The organism is Fodinibius salipaludis (assembly GCF_002287075.1).
Classification (GTDB): Bacteria; Bacteroidota; Rhodothermia; order Balneolales; family Balneolaceae; genus Fodinibius; species Fodinibius salipaludis.
In genome coordinates this window covers 99,935-121,554 of sequence record NZ_NSKE01000008.1, presented here as the reverse complement: position 1 = coordinate 121,554, position 21,620 = coordinate 99,935, and the positions used below count along the sequence as shown (strand labels likewise).

The window sequence follows — 21,620 nt, the reverse complement described above, 5'->3', positions numbered from 1 at the left end:
ATTGTTTTCATTTCATAAAAAAGGCCTTATGGAAAACCTCCATAAGGCCTAAAAACAGGTAGAATAGTTATGCTACCGTAATATCGTCATCGAGGTAAACATCCTGAATAAAATTCAACAATTGAATGCCTTCTTCCATGGGACGCTGAAATGCCTTTCGACCACTTATAAGTCCCATTCCACCGGCACGCTTGTTGATCACAGCTGTACGTACAGCCTGGGCAAAATCATTTTTCCCAGAAGAACCACCCGAGTTAATCAGCCCCGCGCGCCCCATATAGTCATTGGCCACCTGGTAGCGTGTTAAATCGATGGGATGATCGCTGGAAAGCTTATCATAAATATCTTCATCCAACTTACCGTATGAAGAATCACCCATATTAAGTGCCTTATACCCTCCATTGGTTGTTGGCTGTTTTTGTTTGATGATATCCGCCTGCATGGTAACACCTAAATGATTCGCCTGACCGGTAAGGTCAGCGGCTGCATGATAATCTTCACCATCTACTTTAAAGGCTGAGTTTCGTGTGTAGCACCAAAGTATAGTAGCCATTCCCAGCTCATGTGCCCGTTCAAAGGCCTTGGACACTTCCTGAATTTGCCGGCTCGATTCTTTGGATCCAAAATAAATTGTCGCTCCTACGGCAACAGCTCCCATATCAAAAGCACGCTCAACCGAGCCAAACATAATCTGATTGTACTCATTGGGGTAGGTCATCAGCTCGTTGTGATTGATTTTGACAATAAAAGGAATTTTGTGAGCATATTTACGAGCAACAGATCCCAACACGCCAAATGTGGATGCCACTCCGTTGCATCCTCCCTCAATAGCAAGTTTCACAATTTTCTCCGGATCAAAATAATCAGGATTAGGCGCAAATGAAGCTCCGCCCGAGTGCTCAACACCTTGATCAACAGGCAAAATGGACAGGTATCCTGTTCCACCTAATCGACCGTTATCTAACAAAGTCTGTAAGCTTCGCAACACACGTGGGTTTCGATCAGATCCACCAAGCATATCATCAACATATGTTGGGCTCGGTAAATGCAACTTGTCTTTTGAAATAGTCTCGCACTCGTGTGTTAGCAGATCTTCTGCTTCATCACCAAGTAACTCTTCAATACTTTTTTTTGCTAAAGCCATAGCGTAGCTCCCGGGTTTAACTAAAATTATTTTGTTTTAAAAGGTAAATATAAGTCAAGATTATTATAACAATTTTCGACGTTGATATCAGCAATTAAATATTGCTAATATTAGTGTCGCAATATTAAACTTTTATATTCGCCCTCCTAATCAATATCATACAAGCCTTTAAATTTCTAAAGCATCACTAAATCAAATATCAATATTATGAAAGAAGGCAAAATTAAAAACAGCGAACTTAAAAAAGCAATTGTAACTGATGCTCCAAATTTTCCTAAATATACAACTCAGTTAATGAACCTTGCTAACCAAAACTCACAAGCTACACGGCCAAAGTATGTTGGCCAAATGACTGAGCTTATAAAAGAATTTGATGGAAATAGTTTGGAAGAATGGAGAAAATGGTATAATCAAAAACATCCCGATGCTATTGATAAGGCAACTCAAAAAATTGCTGAGATGATTGACAAATTATCTGAAGCCATGCAACAAATAGATGAAGAGATGATACGAGCATGGGTTGAGGAATTAATTATTGCCAATACTTACTCTGGGCTCAATTTTCAGGAAGCAATTTTAAAGAAAATTGCAGAATCGAAAAATAAACCTTTCTCTCCTGCTACTCCTCAAGATGAGTCAAAAGGTATTGACGGCTATATTGGTGATAAACCCATTAGTATTAAACCAACATCCTATCGAGTTAAAAAGGGATTAACTGAGCAAATCGATGTAGATATCGTTTATTATGAAAAGCTAAAAACCTGCATCAAATTCAAATATGACTTTTAATAACCTTTGCTATCCATGCTCCACTTCTGCAAAAAGGGTTCCCTCTTTAGGATAGTCAAACATGGCCTCTTCAAAATATTTACACTGTACCGTATCTTTAGATTCCCGATCAATTGTCTTTAAATAATTCAATAATAGGGGTTTCTCTTGCTTTGTAATCACAGGAAAATCATAATGATCATTTTCATATTTAAAAGCATTATCACCTTTTTCAGCTAATCGGGATTTTACAAACTCCTTATGATCTAAAATACGTTTCCGAATACGGTCATTTAGCATGTTGATACTATCATTGTTCAACAAAGAAAAAATTGTATCTCTAAAACCTTCTTCAATTTCATATCCAATACTGTTTCTACCCGTGCAAAGAGCAGCAAGAGAAGTAGTCCCTGTCCCTAAAAAGGGATCAAGCACAGTATCTTTTTTTATAGAAAACATATTGATAAACCGGTATGGAAGCTCAAAAGGAAATGCTCCACTCCTTTCTCTTGTGCTTTTATCAGCCAAATCTTGTAGAATCCCTTTAAATTCCCAAAGATCAGAAAACCATTTATTTCTTTCTTCCCAAAAATAAGCGCTTTCTCTTCGCAACGATTTCTCATCTGATGAAAAACTTCTCTTTCCACCTTTACGAAAAACAAGCACATATTCATGCTCCAATGTTATATAAGCACTTGGCGGCATCATCCCTGACCCCATAAACTTGTTGGGAGCATTGGTCTGCTTCCTCCATAAAATATTTGGCATGTTACTAAATCCAATATCAATAAATGCCTTTACAACACGTGCATGATTGGAGTATAACTGAAAATCATCTCCTACTTTACGTGTGGCATCTCCGATATTAATACAAGCAATGCCTCCTTCCTTTAGTACCCGATACAGTTCTTTCCAAATAACATCCAATTGTTGATGCATTAATTCAAAAGCAAGACTTCCATCTGAATTATATAAAGCTTTCTCTATTTGGGGATTCATATTTGAAAATTGCTCATCCCACATTTCAATCATTGGATATGGAGGAGACGTTACTACCAAATCAACTGAATTGTCATCAACTTTCATTGTTTTGGCATTGCCAAATAAGACTTTATGCGTGGTTTCCATATCATATTTTTTTAGCTCACATTCATTTGAGTTCAAAATATATCAATTATAGGAACTTATCGACGTTTACTGTCAAACTTCTTATATTAATTAATTCAAATTTAACCCAATACTTATTCCACTGTGAAAATAGGTGACATCGATCTCGGGAATAACCCCATTCTACTCGCTCCTATGGAGGATGTAACGGATTCCCCATTCCGGACCATCTGCCGTCGTAAAGGAGCCGCTGTAGTATATACCGAATTTATTAGTTCGGAAGCAATTGTGCGCGACAACGACCAGGCACTGCACAAGATGGATTTTACTGAGGAACAGCGTCCGTTCGGCGTACAGATTTTTGGCGGACGTGAAGAAGCAATGGAAGATGCAGCCCAAACGGCCGAAAAAGAAAATCCCGATATCATTGACATCAATTTTGGATGTCCGGTTTATAAAATTGCCAAAAAGGGGGCCGGTGCAGGATGTCTCCGTGATCTCGATATGATGGAGCGGATGGCTGCCAGTGTTGTTGATGCTGTTGGCGATGTCCCTGTTACAGCCAAGACCCGCTTGGGCTGGGATAATAAAACAATTAAAATTCGCGAAGTAGCCCTGCGTCTGCAGTCTGTCGGTATTAAGGCTCTTGCCATACATGCCCGTACCCGCAACCAAAAATATAAGGGCGATGCTCGCTGGGATTATCTGAAATATGTTAAAGACACCCCCGGTCTGGAAATTCCTATTATTGGTAATGGGGATGTTACTTCGCCTGAAGACGCCAAGTGTATGTTCGACGAAACCGGCGTTGACGGTGTTATGATTGGCCGCGGTGCGATCGGTAATCCCTGGATTTTTGACCGTACGCGCCACTATATCGACACCGGCGAATTATTACCTGAACCCACGATTGAGGATCGCGTTGATCTGTGTGCAGAACAGCTGCGACGGTCGGTTGATCACCACGGGGAACGATATGGTGTTATCATCATGAAAAAACATTATGGGCAGTATCTGAAAGGAATCCGTAACAGTCGTCAACTGCGTGCCGAGATCATGAAGGAGTCAGAAATGGATCCTATTATTGACTTGCTCATGAACTTTAAAGAGCAGGAGATGTTGGCAGTGGCATCATAGCTTATTTCCCGAAAATAGACTGGATTAACTGAGTAAATTTCGCATCATTTGGGCGCTTTCAATAGCGTTGCCTCCCGGATTATTAAAATAGATTTGTGCATCCTGCCCTTCCTCCAACTGTTTTTGTATAATTTCTGCCCAGGGCTCTAAATCCGATTTTTTGTAGTTATACCGGTACCCCGTAAGTCCGTGAAATCTGATATAGATAAAGTCTGCTGTAGGGGTACAATCATTCGGAAATTTGCCTGAGCTATGCCAAACAATTGCGGCATTTTTATCTGAAAGTAAATTATACACTTCCTCATCTAACCACGAAGTATGCCTGAACTCAAAAGCGAATTGCTGATCCTCGGGCAACTTTTCTAAAAAAGAGTCTAACCGCTCGGCATTCTTTTTAAAGTTGGGCGGAAACTGCCAAAAGATTGTCTTAAGAGACTCGCCCAGTCTCCGTATACGACTTAAGTATTGATTTAAAGGGTCATCAATATCTTTCATTTTGTTGTAGTGAGTAATACGACGATGACCTTTTACAGAAAAATGGAATTTATCGTCAGCTGTTTCTTTCCAATTTCTTACTGCCTTTTCAGTAGGCAGATTGTAATACGTTGCATTAACCTCCACAGAATTAAAATGCCTGATATAATATTTAAGGTAATCCTTTTGGGGGATATCCTTTGGGTAAAAATTGCCCCACCCTTTATATGACCAACCGCTGGTGCCAATAAATAAATCAGACATAATACCTGTTACACTGGATTATTACTGAATCAATTGCCTCTGTAAATCGTAAGCCTATTTGCAAGATATCCAAAAGAAAAACTGACCCAATGGTTAATCGAATTCTGCGTTTACTCGTTACCGGACTCAATGCCTACAGCTTTTATTCTAATCCATATCGGTTCATCATTGGTATTCTCTGTATTATTATACTCCCCTGTCTGGCCTATATTTTTTGGGGCACTGTAATCATCATTGCCCTTTTGGCATTAGGTATATACTTCATCTACAAAGCGTTCAAACAGAGCTACTATAACTCAACATATTATTCCTGATCGGCATCTTGTTGTAAATTTTCTGCCCCAGAGACCAGTTCAAAGGGTATAGCTTTACTGGCTGATCCGGAATACAGTGAGACATGGGGAAAAGGTATTTCTATTCCCTCCTCATCAAACCGCTCTTTAATTTCTTCCTGAATCGTATTTTTAAGCAAAATCCATTCATCGACAGGAGCCCACACTCTAAAACTTAGATCTATGGAAGAGGTACCAAAGGCATCGAAAATAATAGATGGCTCAGGCTCACTAAGTGAATATTGGTTCTTCTCTGCTACATCCATCAAAATTTCGCGTACCTGATTAATATTCTCTTTATACGCTACGGACACCTTGGCACTAAAACGCCGAATCGGAAAGCGTGTCAGGTTAGTTACTTCCGTTTTGATAATAGTTTCGTTGGGAATACGTACAAACATATTATCAAAGGTTCTAAGCTTAACCGAAAGCACATCAATTGACATCACAAAGCCTATTGTATTTCCCACACTAATAATATCATCAACCTTAAACGGTTGCTCGGCAATTAGAAAAAGACCACTTATTATATTTGACACACTTGTCTGAGAGGCAAAACCAAGTGCTATACCAACTATACCGGCCCCCGCTAACAAAGGAGCCAGGCTAATACCCAACTGTCCCATTATGGTTATGAGCATAAGTATCAATCCGGAATAAAACACAATTTTGCCGGCAAGCATACCGTAGTGTGGAGCATACTTTTTTGTAAAAAAGCGCTTAGCCCATCCTCGCAGGATAAGTAATAACGGCAGGGTAATAACAATGATCAGTATTACCTTAACAAGCAGCTGAAATGTCTCTGTAGAAATATAATCAGTAATAGTTGATAAAAGATCCTGTGGAAAATCCATGATCTGATTCCTAAAGTTTTGAAATTAGTCAAAAAGACGCTTAAAAGTACGCGTTGCCAGGCTTTTCTGTATTTTCTTTCGGGGTTCCGTTAATAATTGCTTTTTAGTAATTCCCTTAGGTAATTTCCCCGTCATGACAACTTCACTATTCAAGCTTTCGCCTTGATAAATAATTTGGGTCTCGTCAGCCCACAATTCATTTTTGTGTTGGTAAATACCCAAGCGCTCAACGCGATAACAAAAGTTCTCAAATATGAGATCTTCTTCCGATTTATTCGATATTAGTATAGGACAATTTACCAAATGTGGTTTGGGATCAATTTTTGATAAATCTCTCCGGGCTTTAGTAGTAGCATGATAACAAAGCTCTCCTTCGGTCGGAATCCCGAACCAGGTTCGGGAAAGCGGAATAATTGGCACCTCTATTAGCTGAAAATTACTTCGGGGAATTACAACCCGAACCCAAATTGGCATTCTTGCAAAAACCTGAATCTTCGAATTCGACCTTATCTTCAAGGTGTACTCCGATTTAACTACCAGTGGTAAATCGGGGAATACGGGCACAAGACGAATATTTTGCACCTCCCCTTCCATCGCCCACCGAATCCAATCCAAATCTCTGGGTGGTTCCGATATTTCTCTCTCTTCGGTTTCATCATGTATATAACCGATCCAAAGGTCGGAGTCTTTAAAAAGGATCCACAGATGAAGATTCCCGATGGAGACAGACTCCATTTTATCTGATTCTAAGGTTCTATCGCCCCAAATACTTTGAGATTCTCCCATAAAATGTAGCTCTTGTTATCTAAAAATTAAAAGGAAAGCTCATTCAGAAATCATTTCTGTTCCCATGAACGGTTGCAAGACTTCAGGAATTTTAATGCTGCCATCTTTCTGCTGATAGATCTCCAAAATAGCTGCTACAACCCGGGGTAATGCCAAGCCGGATCCATTAAGCGTATGCACAGTTTCGGTGTCTCCATTTTCTTTACGCCGACGAATCATCATACGTCGCGCCTGGAAGCTCCCAAAGTTAGAACAGGAACTCACCTCCAGCCATTGCTGTTGACCCGGACTCCATACTTCAAGATCGTACTTTTTTGATTGCGTAAAGCCCATATCTCCGGTACACATTAACAAAGTACGATACGGGATATTCAATTCTTGCAGCAGTGACTCGGCATGTTCGCGCAGGGTTTCCAGCTCATCATAAGCTGTTTCAGGATGAACTATTTTTACCAACTCAACCTTGTCAAATTGGTGCAGCCGATTTAATCCTCGTACATCTTTTCCGTACGAGCCTGCCTCACGCCGCCAGCAAGGCGTATAAGACGTATAATAAAGCGGCAGCTGCTCATCTTCTAAAATCTCGTCGCGATGAAAATTTGTTACCGGGACCTCAGCCGTAGGGATCATAAAAAACTCATCCCTCGGAATCTCATACATCATATCTTCCTTGTCGGGGATTTGTCCCGTACCGCGCGCGGAATCTTCATTCACAAAATAGGGCACTTGCAACTCGGTATAACCTGCCTTGGCAGCTCTATTCAAAAAGTAGTTAATCAGCGCGCGCTGTAGCTGGGCCAGCGGACCTACATAAAATGGAAACCCCGCTCCCGTTACTTTAGCACCCCGATCAAAATCAATCCAACCCTGCTCCTCGACCAGCTCCCAGTGGGGCTTGCGCCAGTCTTCTTTATTGGGATCTCCCCACGTTTTAATAACCTCGTTGTCCTCTTCCGTTTGTCCTACAGGTACCGACTCGTGCGGCACATTAGGAATTTTATGCAAGAGATCTTCGCGCGCCGTCTTCAGTGATCTAAGCTTATCTTCCTTTTCCTGTATTTGTTCCTTTAGTTCGGTGGTATAAGAAATAATCTCCTGGGCTTCCTCATTTTTACCCTGCCCCATTAGCTCACCAATTTTCTTGGCCTTGGTATTGCTTTCATTCCGCAGGTTATCCGTCTCCTCCACAAGTGAACGCCACTGTTCATCAATACTGATAATTTCATCAACAATCTGGGGATTCTCCTCTCCCTTATTTTTCATCGCTTGCTTAACTAAATCGGGATTATTTCTGATAAAAGTGACGTCTAACATCGGGTAATGTGTTTGAAATTTCGTTGATAGTTTGGCTAAAGATAAGGGAGTTAAACGAAAGGTTTGAACCCAAAATCCTTGTAATGACTTCTTTCTATAATCACTAAAAAAATTCCGGCAAAGCCGTCCATAGAGCTTGAATTCCTAATTATTTTAGGCTATTTTAAAATAATAATAGAAAATTAAGGACATTTTACAGATTATGGCTCAAGGATTAGACGAAATTGATATTAAAATATTAAACCATCTCCAAAAAGATGGACGGTCGCAGCGCAACAAACTGGCAGAAATTGTTCACCTGTCAGTTCCTTCAGTATCAGAAAGGATGCGCAAACTGGAAGAAAAGGATTTAATAAAAGGATACACTGCACTTCTCGATTCTAAAAAGTTCAAATTTGATATTACAGCATTCGTATTTGTAGAAGTGGACGGCTCGGATAATTATCCCATCTTTATTGAAAATGCGGTAGCAGAACCGGAAATTCTGGAATGTCATTCAATAACCGGGGACGGGTCACATATCCTAAAAATTCGAACAGAAAACACATCATCGTTTGAACAATTGCTTTCTAAAATTCAATCGTGGGATGGAGTTAGCAAAAGCCGATCAAATGTTGTTCTCAGCAGTTTTAAAGAAACAAATGAACTGCCTATTGAAAAGACGATCGATCCCAAATAAATCTCTTTTTCCCGTACATTGACAAACTTTCGATTTTATTATTTTTTCGCTGCCCTTTTACTGCTCGGGGTTTCCCAAACCGAAGAACTATACGGCCAGTCACAGCTGGGGGTAGTTTGGGATATCCCCAGTAATACCGACTCAGCCAATGTACAGCTGCAACAATTTCACGAGCTTGGAGTTTCGATCCTGGAAATCGATACTCCGCCTACTCGTGAGGTATGGAATCAAATCGACAGGTTGGGATTTAATGTATATGGTAATTTGGATATAAATTTCCCCGTTACCCATACCTTTTCCAACCCTGATTCGAGCCTTATTACCCACATTGAGAATAACGCTACAAGCTACCTGTCACAACCCTCGGTAAAGGCAATAGGCTTATTTAATTACGGCAGTGTATACGACCCCGCCTTTTGGGAATCAGTTACTTCGTTTGCCGAAAAAATTAAGCAGACAAAAGGGATAGATTTATATCACAAGAGCAGGTCTGCACTCGTGACAGATAGTTCTGTAGTTTCATTTTCGATTATTAATATCCCTGTAACGCCCAAAAATGTTTATTCCCTATCACTTTCAGCTGCAAACACGAACAACTATCTCTACTATACTCCTTCGGATGAACTGAAGCCGTTTTTAAAGCCCTTCAAAAACTTTGTATCAGCAGTAGATCAATCTAAAAACAATACGATTTTTGTAGATTCGGGATGGCTTCTTATGATGGTCAAAACACATCCGCAATTTACAGAAATCTTACAAACCCTTTCTTCCCAATCAGAACTCATTTTTCCTCTTCCAAATGAAACTATTCCTACACCGGACAACACCGTTCTTCCTATGGTTCTGCTTTTGTTAATTTGGGGAAGCCTGGCACTGCATTACAATACCAGCCCCTTATATCGTAAATCATTATTCCGATACTTTACTGCTCACAAGTTTTTTATTGATGATATTTTTAAGCGCCTCATTCGGTCCCCGATGCCTGCCGTCATCATCATTTTACAAAATGCACTACTGTTATCCACAGCCACGTATGTAGTATTTTCTATATTCTTAACTCCAATAGGGCAAGAAGCCTTTTTTCATCATTTCCCGGAGCTTTCAATAGCTGGAAATAGCCCACTATCAATATTTATATGGACTTTTCTGCTGGTTCTATTGATTTCTCTTTCAAGTATTATCTGGCTCTATTTTAGCCACAAGAAGATAAAATCCTTCACACAGATAGCAACCGTATATGCATGGCCGTTGCAGCTTAACTTTCTATTTTGTACTGCTGCAATCACTTTCTTTTCAACATCGGAATCCAAAAGTGCAGCACTTTTTACCGCTTTTGCACTGCTGCTATTCTTACTTAGCTACAACTTTTCTGCACTTGATATTATTCGCTTTGCAAGATCTAAAATCAAGCATTTGTTTAAAACTGCCATTCCCTACACAATAATAATTGCAGGTATTCTGATATGGTTTTCTACAAATGAGCAATGGATGGACGTGTTAACCTTGGCGCTAAACCTTACATAATCTGCTTTCGCAGACGAGCCACAGGAATATTCAGCTTCTTACGATATTTACTGACCGTACGGCGTGCTACTTTATACCCTCGCTTTTTCAGTTTTTTAACGATCGCCTGATCGCTAAGCGGACTCTGTTTATCTTCATTATCCACAATCTCCTGCACAGCATTTTTCACCTCTGTACTTGAAACCTCTTCACCGTCTTCGGTTTCAATACCTTCACTGAAAAAGTATTTCAATTCAAAGACGCCAAAATGTGTCTGTACGTACTTTCCGTTTACTACCCTAGATATAGTTGAGATATCCAGGTTTACCCGCTCGGCAATATCTTTCAGGATCATTGGCTTTAATCCCTCCCCGTACTTAAAAAAATCTTCCTGCAGAGCCACAATCGTTTTCATTGTATTCATCAGCGTATTTTGTCGCTGACGAATGGAATCAATAAACCACTGGGCCGACTCTATCTTATTCTTAATAAAGTTCTTGGTCTCTTTTGTCTGTTTGTTGGACTTTTTCTTCTTTTTAAGATCGTCCCACATCTCTTTATATCGTGGTGAGATACGTAGTGGCGGCACATTTCCATTATTGAGTGAAATCACAAAATCACCTTCCTCTTCTCCCTCAACTTCCCCCTTCTCGGCCGGCTGATAGTAAACCTCAAAATCAGGCTCGATATAATTAGAAGTAGCATCAACAGCCGTTCCTACGGCTCCCGGCTTGGGATCCAACCCCGTAACACAATCAAAAGCCGTTTGGAGTTCTTCATCATTAATATCCAGCTTCTTTTTAAGCTTCTTGAAGTGTTTTTTCTCAAAAAGATCCCAGTGGTCGCGCAGCATTTTAATAGCATCATCGCGGCCTTTTTCATCATTCATCAGTTCGAGTTGCACAAGCAGGCAATCACGCAAATCGCGCGAGGCAATGCCCGGTGGATCTAACTGTTGAATCTCTTTCCTTACCTTCTCGACTTCCTCCTCATTGGTTAGCGTCCCGTGATTAAACGCAATATTGTCGACAACGGCCTCAATCTCACGACGAAAATATCCGTCATGATCGAGCGAACCCAGAATCTGATCTGCAATCAACTTTTGCTCTTCATTAAAATCAAGCAGACTGACCTGGTGTTCGAGCTCTTCCAGTAACGATTCGTGATAGGGATTCGGCAAATCACGCCAGCTCTCGTCACCGCCCCCTCCGGAATAGCTCGATCCACCGCTATAGTTTTCACCGTCGTACTCTGTATTTTGCATATACTCATCCCAGTCAATCTCCTCATTCTGATCAACGGGTTCCAGCTCCTCCTCTTTCTGTTCTTCCCATTCCGTCTCCTCTAACTCATCAAAAGAATCTTCAGATTCTCCCTCTTCCAATACCGGATTCTCCTCCAGCTCATCTTTGATACGCTGCTCCAACGCCACCGTCGGCAGCTGCAACAACTTGATATACTGTATCTGCTGAGGAGACAGTCGCTGTTGTTGCGACTGCTTTTGATTCATTTGCTGACCAGTTTTAATCATAGTACAGCGGCCTCACTATTCGATATTCTCATTTCCTTACATCTTTCTTCAAATTCATCATACCAATCTTTACCGTAACGACGGACAAGCGGATCTTTTAAAAATTCGGATAAGTAAATATCCTCTTTTTTTCCTTTTATACAAGCCGCCGAGCATAATTTATTGACGTATTCAAAATTAGCATATTCTGTTTCTTCCACTTTTTTTAGCCGGATGGGATATAAATGACAACTTATCGGTTTTTCCCATTCTATGCGACCTTCCAGAAACGCCTTTTGAATAGCACAATAGGCTACTCCATCATCATAGATAACAAAAATACACTCTTCATTTTCGCGGCACGATAGTTCTAATCCATGCTTCGATTGTTGTACAATGCCCTGTTTTTTAACCGTTTTACGAGCTTCAGGGTGTAACTCATCCTCCAAGAGTTCAAATGCTTGTTCTAACTCAGGAAGCTCATCATCCGCAACAGGCGCACCTGCATCACCGACCACACAGCACGCTCCTTTGCACTTCGGCAAGTCGCAGGCAAAGCGGGCCGTTGCAATATCGTCAGATAATATAGTGTCTTGAACTCTAAACATTTGGAAATAAAATACCTTTTCTGACGGCTAATTTAAAAATAGAATAGAGACAAGATCAGATTATAACAACTCGAAGTTTTTACCTGCTGTCTGACGGATAGCGTCCTGCATTTCGAGCTCCAAGAGCTTTGGCATCAATTTATGCGTTTCAATTTCCAACCGTTCTGCCAACTGATCAATATGCAACGATTCCTCTGCCAGCACTTCACAAATACTTGTTGACAGGTTATCCAACTCCATAGATTTCCATTTATTCTGAGAAGGTTTGGATATACCTGCAGAATCTGATTCATTTTTCTTCTCCTTGATATGAACGTGAATTTCGGTTAGGATATCCTCAACATTCTGAACAAGCTTTCCCATCCCCCTCTTAATGAGACTGTTACAGCCAATGGCATTGGGGTGCCCGACCGGATGTGGAATCACAAATACCTCCCGGTTTTGATCCAATGCCGACTTTGCCGTAATCATGCTTCCGCCCTCCAAGCCCGATGCCGCTATCAATGTTCCCAGACTCATTCCACTAACAATACGATTGCGAACAGGAAAATTGCCCATTTCCGGCGCCGTTCCAAGTGGAAATTCAGAAATCACTGCCCCGCCGGTCGCTACGATTTCTTTGGCTAATCCTTTGTGGTCACTGGGATAAATCCAATCAATACCCGACCCAAGAACGGCCACCGTTTTTCCACCGGCATCTACCGCAGCCTGATGGGCAGCCCCATCTGTTCCATAAGCCAATCCGCTAACAATCGTTAAGTCATGGTCAACCAGCTCTTTTGCAAATTTCCGGGCCATTTCTTTACCATAGTTCCCCACTCGGCGTGTGCCAACAATAGAAATAGCATCAGTATCAAGTACCGAACGATCCCCTTTGATCCACAGCATGAGCGGTGGGTCGTAAATTTCGCGCAGCAAATTGGGATAATCGTCATCCCAATACGTCATGATTTGTGCGCCGGTGTGTTCGGTCTTTTCAAGGATTTGATCAACCTCATCCCACTCGTTAAACCCCAGCACTTCCTCGGCTGTCTTAGGGCCAATTCCACGTATGGACTCCAACTCATGACGCTCAAGACGAAAGATAAGCTGTGGATGCTCCACGGCTTGCAGCAATAACCGGATGCGCTGTGCACCCAGATTATCCAGCAAATGTAAGGCTATAAATTCTCTTATCGGCGGTTTATACGTCTTCTCTTGTTGATTCAACTTCTTGTAATTTCTCCCAGATGATTTCTTTCAGTTCATCTATATGGTAGTTGGTTGCAGACGAAATTTCAACTACCGGGATATCAAAATCAACTTTTTTCTCTTCATCAAGCTCATAATTCTCCTCAAGGTCCATTTTTGTAATCGCCAAAATACGCGGCTTATCCAGCAAATCAGCCCGATACTGCTCTAATTCCTCGAGCAACGCATTGTATTCATACTCAATATCTTGCTGCGAGCTCACCATGAATAAAAGTACGTTATTGCGCTCAATATGACGTAGAAACTGTATCCCAAGCCCCCGCCCGTCGTGCGCCTCTTCAATGATACCGGGAATATCCGCCATTACAAATGTTCGGTAATCAGGCATGGTAATCACCCCCAAATTAGGCTGTAGGGTAGTAAACGGATAAGAGTCAATTTTAGGCTTAGCCCCGGATATAGCCGAAAGCAATGTGCTTTTCCCGGCGTTGGGAAATCCAACGAGACCGACATCGGCAATGAGTTTGAGCTCAATTTCAATGGCACGCTCATCTCCTTCTTCACCATCCTGAGCATGTTGCGGCGTCTGATTTGTAGCACTTCGGAAGTGCCAATTTCCCAGTCCACCTTTGCCGCCCTGGGCAACCACTATCTCCTGATCGTGTTCAGTGATCTCTCCCAAACGCTCTTTGGTATCAGCATCATAAATTACACAACCCAGCGGTGCTTCAAGGATCTCGTCCTTTCCACTTTTCCCTTTCTTTTTACTGGGACCACCACGCTCTCCGTCTTTGGCATTCACGTATTTTCGATACCGGAGGTCAAGAAGCGTATTAAGCTGTTCATTACCTTTGAGGATCACATCACCGCCATCCCCGCCGTCCCCACCGTCGGGACCGCCTTTAGGCACATATTTCTCACGGCGAAAGTGTACTGATCCTGCTCCGCCGTTGCCACCGGTAACATAAATTTTTGCGTAATCGGCAAATTGAACTCGACCCATATTATAGATTTTCTAAAATAAAATTACTCATCATCTCATAGAGGTGCTTGCGTGCATTGCCTCCATAAATAGCATGACTTCTATTCGGATAATACATCGACTGAAATTGGACGCCTTCTGCCACCAGCTTATCTACTAACTCAACAGAATTCTGGAAATGAACGTTGTCATCACCGGTTCCGTGCACCAATAAATAATTTCCTTCAATCTGATCGGCATACGTAATAGGAGAACCCTTCCTGTATCCTTCCGGGTTCTGCTGTGGTGTCTGCATAAAACGTTCGGTGTAAATCGTATCGTAATACTTCCAGTTTGTTACCGGTGCTACAGCAATGGCGGTATCAAAAAGATCGTTGGCCTGTGCAAGTACCAGGCTCGACATATATCCTCCGTAGCTCCATCCCCAGATACCCAATCGACCTTCATCAATAAAGTTGTAGGTTTCAGTCAAATACTTTGCAGCATCAATTTGGTCCTCAACTTCGTACTGACCCAGCTTTTTGTAGGTTTGTTTCTCAAAATCTCGTCCACGGGCCCCTGTCCCACGATTATCAACACTCACCACAATATATCCCTGCTCGGCAATATATTTATGCCACATAGCCCGCTGGCCCGAGCTAAAACTCTTTGTAACCGTTTGGCTGCCCGGTCCCCCGTATACATAAAACAGCGTGGGATACTCTTTTTTTGGATCAAAATTATGCGGCTTCATAATGTAACCATTCAGCGTGGCCTGCTCTAAGGGTATCTCAATATACTCTTTTGATGGCATCGCATATTCCGAAAGTCTTTTTTCCAACACTTCATTTTCTTCAAGTATCCGGACCTGCGTGCCATCCCCTTTATGCAAGGTATAGGTGGGTGGATTTCCGGGCGACGAAGTCGTCTTAATGTAATACTCATAGTCCCGACTCATATTGATGCCGTTCCAACCCTCACCATTACTCAGCTTTTTCTTGCCGCTTCCATCAATATTGATACTGTACAGATGACGCTGCAGCGGAGATTCTTCTGTACTCACATAGTAAATGTTATCTGAGTTCTCATCATATCCCAAATAATTGGTTACTTCCCAATCGCCTTTCGTAATCTGATGAATCTGCTCACCGGAAATATCATACAGATAAATATGATTATAACCCGATTCTTCGCTTACATAAATAAACTGCTCTTGATTCTCCAAAAACTTAAGATCATCGTTAACATCCACCCAGGCATCTGAAGTTTCTGTTTTGATGATTTCCGTATCACCGGTATTTACATCAGCCAGCATCAGATCCTGTTTATTCTGTAGCCGATTCATACGTCGAATCGCCAGAACCTCGGAATCTTTCGTCCAGTTAATACGGGGAATGTACTGGTCATTCTCCGATCCCACATCCATCCACGTGGTTTCTTCGGATTCCAGATCGTATACGCCAATTTTTACAATTGCATTCTCTTCACCGGCTTTGGGATATTTGAAACGTGTCAGACCGGGATACAACTCCCCCCAGTCCGTCATAAAAAACTCTTTCACATGAGACTCATCAAAGCGATAGAAAGCGATTTTATTTCCATTGGGCGCCCAATACCACGCTTTCGCGATACCGAATTCCTCTTCATAAACCCAATCGGTAGCCCCGTTTATAATATGATTGAATTTTCCATCCTCAGTAATTGCTTTCTCTTCACCGGTTTCCAAATCCACCAGGTAGAGATCATTTTCCTGCACAAAAGCGGCTTTATCTCCCGAGGGTGATAGCTGAGCGTACTGCTGCTTTTGATCCGACCGGGTCAGCTTTTGTGTTTTTCCAGTTTCGAGATCATACACAAAATAGTTTTCTCGCGTACTGCGTCGCCAAATCCGCTCAACATCCGATTTAATTAAGATCTTTCTTTCATCGGATGAAAATTGGTATCCCTGAATGGGAATGGGCTTATCTCTATCCTCAACCTGCAAATCGGTAGCAGATACCAGCACCTCGTAATCTCCTTCAAGGATGTTGTATTTTCGAAGTTCAATATCATTTTGGGTTTGCTCCAGCGCAGTATAAAACTGCCCATCCTGCATCCAGTTTACATTGCGTATTTCTTCAGGAGAAAAGGTTTGATCAACAACATGCTCAAATGTTATTGCTTTCTTTTCCTGAGCCAAGGCCGGCTGAATCAGCCAACCTATTACAAAAATAAATAGAAACAGTTTTTTCATAACAGACAATTTTAATACAACGAATGGCGCCCCGAAACTTCGGAGTGCCATTCGAACAAACATTGAGCGATAGGAAATCGCGCTATTGATTATGCTTAATTGTATTTACTCCTCGTACTTGTGGAGCAGAATTTTGATCAGCTTGGTAAGCTTACCTTTTATTTGGGGACGTGGTGTTATAAAGTCCAAAAAGCCATGATCAAGTAAGTATTCCGACCGCTGAAACCCCTCAGGCAAATCGCGACCAATAGTCTGACGAATGACCCGCGGTCCGGCAAAACCAATGAGCGCTTCCGGTTCGGCAATATTGAAATCACCGAGCATTGCAAAACTTGCCGTCACACCACCCGTCGTTGGGTTCGTCATCAGCGAAATATAGGGTACTCCGGATTCTTCGAGCTGTGCCAGCTTGGCTGATGTTTTGGCCATCTGCATCAGGCTCAATACACTCTCCATCATGCGTGCACCGCCCGATTGCGAAATGATAATAAGGGGCTTCTCATTTTTTCGGGCATGGTCAATGGCCATACCGATTCGCTCCCCTACGACCGAACCCATACTGCCACCAATAAAATTAAAATCCATGCAGGTAATAACGACATCCAAATCGTTCATCTTGCCGATACCTACGCGCACAGCATCCGTTTTACCTGTTTTTTCCTGATATTCATCGAGTCGATCGCTGTATTTCTTGCGATCTTCAAATTCCAGCGGATCGGTGGGTACAATATCCTGACCAATCTCTTCAAATTCGCCTTTATCAAATAAGAAAGAAAAATACTCGTCGCTCCCGATGCGAAAGTGATAACCGCTCAGGGGATCTACCCAAAGATTATCCTCAAGTTCCCGGCGGTGTACCGTTTCACCGGTTTTGGGCACTTTAACCCAAACACCTTCCGGCATTTCCTTACGCTGATCGGTTTGTATATTTTTGTCCTTGCGTTTAAACCAAGTCATGTATGTCCTGTTTCATTTTTAAATGATTTCCAAAAATAATGATTATCGGTCGAAGCTAAAATCTTTTATTTGTATAGTCTTCTTACCTGCAAAGCTAGCCATTTAACTAACCGAAATTTGAGATAAGAATTATTACAAGAATAATTTTTAATCCCAGCTATATCATACCGAACTATGATAGATGTGGCCGACACGGAAACTGTGTTTCTAATAAACCAAACAACTTAGCTAAGTTCATAATCAACTACAGACTCAGGTTCTGACCAAAGAAAATGGCGTTCAAGAATAATCGACTGGTTGTATGCCAATAGCTTCGGAAATTGGGATCATCAGCAAACAAGATAACTTTACCTTGCCCTTCACTTCGAGCTACGATCGCCGAAGTTCCGCTAACTTTTTGTAAATTCTCGTCATTAATATGCCCTCCTACAAATGGCTGTTCTGTATATTGAGCTACTGTTCCATAGGGATTTTCACTCTGCTTAAGAAACAGACTGCTATTTTTTATAAACAACTGTCGTCGATCCGGCACCCCGAATGCAATGGGATTCGACGGATCGATATCCGCTTCCAGAATCGTACCCGGGATAGTACTTGCTCGCCACCGGTCGGCCTGTTCTTCATAATCATAGCGCTCTTTGGACTCAGTCGTATCCTCAGGGAACGTCTTTATTAAGTCCTCACTAACCAGCTCCTTCTCGATTGTCCACCGGGAAGCATCCTCATTGGTAATAAGTACGCCACCGGCCTCTACCCAATGTTGCAATTTATCCACAGTATCCTCATTCCAGTCACTATAATCACCATCGACAAGCACAATGGTATTATATCGCTGTAGATTGGTTCGGGGAAACTGTCGACTTCGAATTTTAGTCACGTCCATGCCAACATGCATATTTAACAAAAACCAAGCTTCACCAACTTCATAACTGCTGGTTCCTTCTCCCACAACCATCGCTACTTCAGGTTTATCTATAGGAAGGATATTTGTACTTCCCAGATCGATTCCCGATGGCGTCATCCCAGTATCTACAGAGTAAAATGTGACATTATGAGCTTTAGCTACAGAACGCAACTTGCGATATAAATCGCCTGGTTTCTGATCTTGCTCCCGAACAGATATCACAACCGTACCATACCCAAACTCCTTTTCATTATTTGAAGTTATATTTGCTGTAAATGGTTTATGTGCCGCACGCACCGTCAAATCCGAATCCAACATATCATACAAGGCTGGATACGCATTATAATCTGACCATTTCAGTAGGTAAGCATATTCTGATGTCCCACCTTTTACCGTGCCATTGCGTTCGGGAAGCTCGGTAACCTGATCCCCTTGAAAATCCCGGACATTATCGGACTCCAACTCCTCATACTGTATGCCATAGCCATGCACCAGTGACCAACCGGTAATATCATAAAATACGCTGTCAGGGAAAGAGGTATTGGCTTCAAAAATATCATGGATCACCCGGTAATGGATTTGATCCGTAGGAACCATATAACTGTTTCCGGCCTTAAATTCCTTTCCATCTTGTTCAAGATCCGACTCCACCTCATACACATCAAGACGATGCTTGAGCATTAAATCCAAAAATTTGTGTGTTAGCGAAGGATCCTCTTCATCCCCAAAAACATAAGCCTTTGTTGGCTGTGATTCTGCTTCCTCAAGGGCTGACTGGAAGAAATCTTTCTGATATTCGAACAGTTTCTGTTTTTCATTAACGGCGGCACGCACTGTGGCTATACCGGTATGCAGATGTTTAAGAATGGTTGATCGGAAAGTCACTTCACCTGCATCACTTTCCTGTACCAATCCCCGGGAACTACCAACTTCAAATGTAACTCCCACACCACCCTGAATATCAGGATAGGTCGATCCGTAAATAGGCGAAATATTGTCAAAAACTTCTTTCGTCCAGTACAGTGCGCCAAGCCCATCAAGCGCTTCAGTATGATATTCGGCCAGCAATGGATTCATTACCTCGTAGTGGTATTCCGGGATGATGGGATTCCAGGTCCGAACCGGCTTCGTCGGCTCAAGGTAATACGTACTGTTGGTTCCCATTTCGTGAAAATCGATCTGCACATTAGGATACCATTTGTGATAAAAATCGACACGATTTTCGCTTTCCTTCTGTGTTACCGCAAACCAATCACGGTTTAAGTCGTGCAGAAAATGGTTTGTTCTTCCGCTCGGCCAAGGCTGATTGTGTTCAGCATCGGCCGGATCGGCAACCGGTGGGAAGGATTTAAAACTGTTGTGATAATGTGCCGCACGATCGCGTCCATCGGGATTTTGAGCCGGATCGATGTGTATGACCGACTCATCTAAAAAATTCTGCGTTTCTTGGCTCTGATTTGCTATTAAATAATAAGCCGTCAGCATGGCTGCCTCACCGCTGGAAGTTTCATCTCCGTGTACGCTGTAATTAAGGGCAACAATAGCCTTTCCCTCTTCGGGATCTAATACAGGTGCTTCCGGATCAAGAAGCGTAAGATGTTCTTTGCGGATATTTTCAATATCTGAATGGTTCTCCGGTGAGGAAATCGTCAACACTACCTGCGGACGTTTTTCATAGCTTTCTCCAATAACCTGAAAACTTGCTTTATCCGATATACGGGCCAATTCCTTTAAGTACGCTACAATGCGATCATGCCTTGTGTAATGTGTACCAATATCATAATCCAAAAACTGTGCAGGCGATGGAATCTGCTCGTCAAATTCCGTTTCATTTGCTTCCGGAAAGTAATAATTATTCTGTGCCATTACTCCCGATGGCAGCCCAATGCCCACGGCAATCAACGCAATTACAATAACCCTTCCTAAATTTGTTATACCTACATTCATGCTAATATCCCTTTGTATTTTTCTGATCCGTTTTGCTCAAATTAATTGTAAGAAACTACAAAAATAATCTGCCAAATCGTTTACACAAACTTGCTCTAATGTCACCCATGTGCAAACCTATATCAAGTTGATTTACATTTTTTGAGAACTGACCGAATTCTGTATTCATACGCACTGCACCGAAATGACGAAACAAGCTGTTCGATGCCGGAGATCAATCCCAAAATAGCAGAAACCTCTCCTGCGCCATTCCCACTAACTAACTTGATTGGAAGTGTAGTATTTCGGCTCAAACATTTCCGGATCTTCCTCCTGATAAAAATCAGAAAAGCCGGCTTGATATAGCGATATAAGTGATTTAGCCGTTATTGATTCGATACCAAATGTTTCTGTCTTATCCAGTACCTGCTGGTCAATTCTACCTAATCCCGTCCCAATAATGATATCTCCCTTTCGCAACATTTTTTCAAATGCCTTTATCGGTATAACTTCAACCTCATCATCAGTCGTTAATTGGTCATCATCGAATACAAATTTTTGATGATATACGTGTACACGTCGGGCATCAATAATACTGTGAATATGGTTGGCTTCGGAATATCTCTGATTTACTCCCATAGCAAACGAAGCCAGTGTATTTATACCAACCAAGGGTACCCCCGTTTGAAAAAGCAATCCTTTAACTGCACTGGCGCTAATACGTAATCCCGTATACGAACCCGGCCCCTCACTTACCAAAACAGCATCAAGATCTTCCACTTGAAAGCCGTGCTCTTCCTGCAACTGTTCAATAAAAAGGAAAAGCTGCTCGGAATGCGTGCCACGCTTGTCGGTTCTCTGCTCATAGATCGTCCCGTTTTCATCACAAAAAGCGACTGAGCACACATTTGTTGCCGTTTCCAAAGCAAGCAGCATCATTAAATTTCTTTCATTGAGATTTCTGTTAT

General features: G+C 42.0%; 18 protein-coding genes. 4 read left to right on the top strand and 14 right to left on the bottom strand.

Features of this window, described 5'->3' with window-relative positions; all coding sequences use genetic code 11:
- Positions 1–67 precede the first annotated feature (67 nt).
- Positions 68–1,144, bottom strand: coding sequence for a class I fructose-bisphosphate aldolase (locus CK503_RS11950; protein WP_095607054.1), 1,077 nt, complete (start codon positions 1,142–1,144; stop codon positions 68–70).
- 207 nt (positions 1,145–1,351) lie between these two features.
- On the opposite strand from CK503_RS11950, the gene CK503_RS11945 reads away from it, so the two are divergent.
- Entirely contained in the window at positions 1,352–1,933 is a 582-nt protein-coding gene (locus CK503_RS11945; protein ID WP_095607053.1) for an MjaI family restriction endonuclease, read from the top strand.
- 9 nt (positions 1,934–1,942) lie between these two features.
- Here the strand turns inward: CK503_RS11945 and CK503_RS11940 are convergent, their stop codons facing one another.
- On the bottom strand, positions 1,943–3,040 hold the full coding sequence (locus CK503_RS11940) for a DNA-methyltransferase (protein ID WP_095607052.1): 1,098 nt from the start codon (positions 3,038–3,040) through the stop codon (positions 1,943–1,945).
- Between the two features lie 123 nt (positions 3,041–3,163).
- On the opposite strand from CK503_RS11940, the gene dusB reads away from it, so the two are divergent.
- A complete protein-coding gene (dusB, locus tag CK503_RS11935) occupies positions 3,164–4,156 on the top strand; it encodes a tRNA dihydrouridine synthase DusB (RefSeq protein WP_095607051.1) in 993 nt (330 codons plus the stop codon).
- Positions 4,157–4,180: 24 nt separating this feature from the next.
- Here dusB and CK503_RS11930 read toward each other — a convergent pair whose 3' ends face one another.
- From CK503_RS11930 to serS, 4 genes are all read right to left on the bottom strand, one after another.
- Positions 4,181–4,894, bottom strand: coding sequence for a DUF72 domain-containing protein (locus CK503_RS11930; protein WP_095607050.1), 714 nt, complete (start codon positions 4,892–4,894; stop codon positions 4,181–4,183).
- Positions 4,895–5,198: 304 nt separating this feature from the next.
- Positions 5,199–6,080 carry a mechanosensitive ion channel family protein gene (locus CK503_RS11920; protein WP_095607048.1) on the bottom strand — a complete coding sequence of 294 codons (882 nt, stop codon included), beginning with the start codon at positions 6,078–6,080 and terminating at the stop codon, positions 5,199–5,201.
- Positions 6,081–6,104: 24 nt separating this feature from the next.
- Positions 6,105–6,866: a DUF432 domain-containing protein gene (locus CK503_RS11915; RefSeq protein ID WP_095607047.1), complete on the bottom strand. Its 762-nt coding sequence runs from the start codon at positions 6,864–6,866 to the stop codon at positions 6,105–6,107.
- A gap of 39 nt (positions 6,867–6,905) precedes the next feature.
- Entirely contained in the window at positions 6,906–8,180 is a 1,275-nt protein-coding gene (gene serS, locus CK503_RS11910) for a serine--tRNA ligase (protein ID WP_095607046.1), read from the bottom strand.
- 202 nt (positions 8,181–8,382) lie between these two features.
- Between serS and CK503_RS11905 the strand changes: the two genes are divergently transcribed.
- Together CK503_RS11905 and CK503_RS11900 are read left to right on the top strand one after the other, a co-directional pair.
- Positions 8,383–8,859, top strand: coding sequence for an Lrp/AsnC family transcriptional regulator (locus tag CK503_RS11905; RefSeq protein ID WP_095607045.1), 477 nt, complete (start codon positions 8,383–8,385; stop codon positions 8,857–8,859).
- An 18-nt stretch (positions 8,860–8,877) separates the two neighbouring features.
- On the top strand, positions 8,878–10,383 hold the full coding sequence (locus CK503_RS11900) for a hypothetical protein (RefSeq protein ID WP_095607044.1): 1,506 nt from the start codon (positions 8,878–8,880) through the stop codon (positions 10,381–10,383).
- Here CK503_RS11900 and rpoN read toward each other — a convergent pair.
- From rpoN to tsaB, 8 genes are all read right to left on the bottom strand, one after another.
- Positions 10,376–11,893, bottom strand: a complete 1,518-nt coding sequence (gene rpoN, locus CK503_RS11895) for an RNA polymerase factor sigma-54 (RefSeq protein ID WP_095607043.1) — start codon at positions 11,891–11,893, stop codon at positions 10,376–10,378. The two genes, CK503_RS11900 and rpoN, sit on opposite strands and share 8 nt — an antisense overlap.
- Positions 11,890–12,480, bottom strand: a complete 591-nt coding sequence (locus tag CK503_RS11890) for a DUF3109 family protein (RefSeq protein WP_095607042.1) — start codon at positions 12,478–12,480, stop codon at positions 11,890–11,892. The genes rpoN and CK503_RS11890 overlap by 4 nt, the downstream gene beginning before the upstream one ends.
- A gap of 60 nt (positions 12,481–12,540) precedes the next feature.
- Positions 12,541–13,689 (bottom strand): DNA-processing protein DprA, encoded by a 1,149-nt coding sequence (dprA, locus tag CK503_RS11885; RefSeq protein WP_095607041.1) that lies wholly within the window; start codon positions 13,687–13,689, stop codon positions 12,541–12,543.
- Positions 13,664–14,674 carry a GTPase ObgE gene (gene obgE / locus CK503_RS11880; RefSeq protein WP_095607040.1) on the bottom strand — a complete coding sequence of 337 codons (1,011 nt, stop codon included), beginning with the start codon at positions 14,672–14,674 and terminating at the stop codon, positions 13,664–13,666. Before obgE ends, dprA begins: the two co-directional genes overlap by 26 nt.
- A 1-nt stretch (position 14,675) precedes the next feature.
- Positions 14,676–16,865, bottom strand: coding sequence for a S9 family peptidase (locus CK503_RS11875; RefSeq protein WP_095607039.1), 2,190 nt, complete (start codon positions 16,863–16,865; stop codon positions 14,676–14,678).
- A gap of 105 nt (positions 16,866–16,970) precedes the next feature.
- Positions 16,971–17,822 carry an acetyl-CoA carboxylase, carboxyltransferase subunit beta gene (accD, locus tag CK503_RS11870; RefSeq protein WP_095607038.1) on the bottom strand — a complete coding sequence of 284 codons (852 nt, stop codon included), beginning with the start codon at positions 17,820–17,822 and terminating at the stop codon, positions 16,971–16,973.
- A gap of 244 nt (positions 17,823–18,066) precedes the next feature.
- The gene (locus CK503_RS11865; RefSeq protein ID WP_095607037.1) at positions 18,067–20,673 is read right to left on the bottom strand and encodes a M14 family zinc carboxypeptidase; all 2,607 of its coding nucleotides are present in this window, start codon (positions 20,671–20,673) and stop codon (positions 18,067–18,069) included.
- A gap of 255 nt (positions 20,674–20,928) precedes the next feature.
- Positions 20,929–21,591 carry a tRNA (adenosine(37)-N6)-threonylcarbamoyltransferase complex dimerization subunit type 1 TsaB gene (gene tsaB / locus CK503_RS11860; protein WP_095607036.1) on the bottom strand — a complete coding sequence of 221 codons (663 nt, stop codon included), beginning with the start codon at positions 21,589–21,591 and terminating at the stop codon, positions 20,929–20,931.
- Positions 21,592–21,620: the final 29 nt, after the last annotated feature.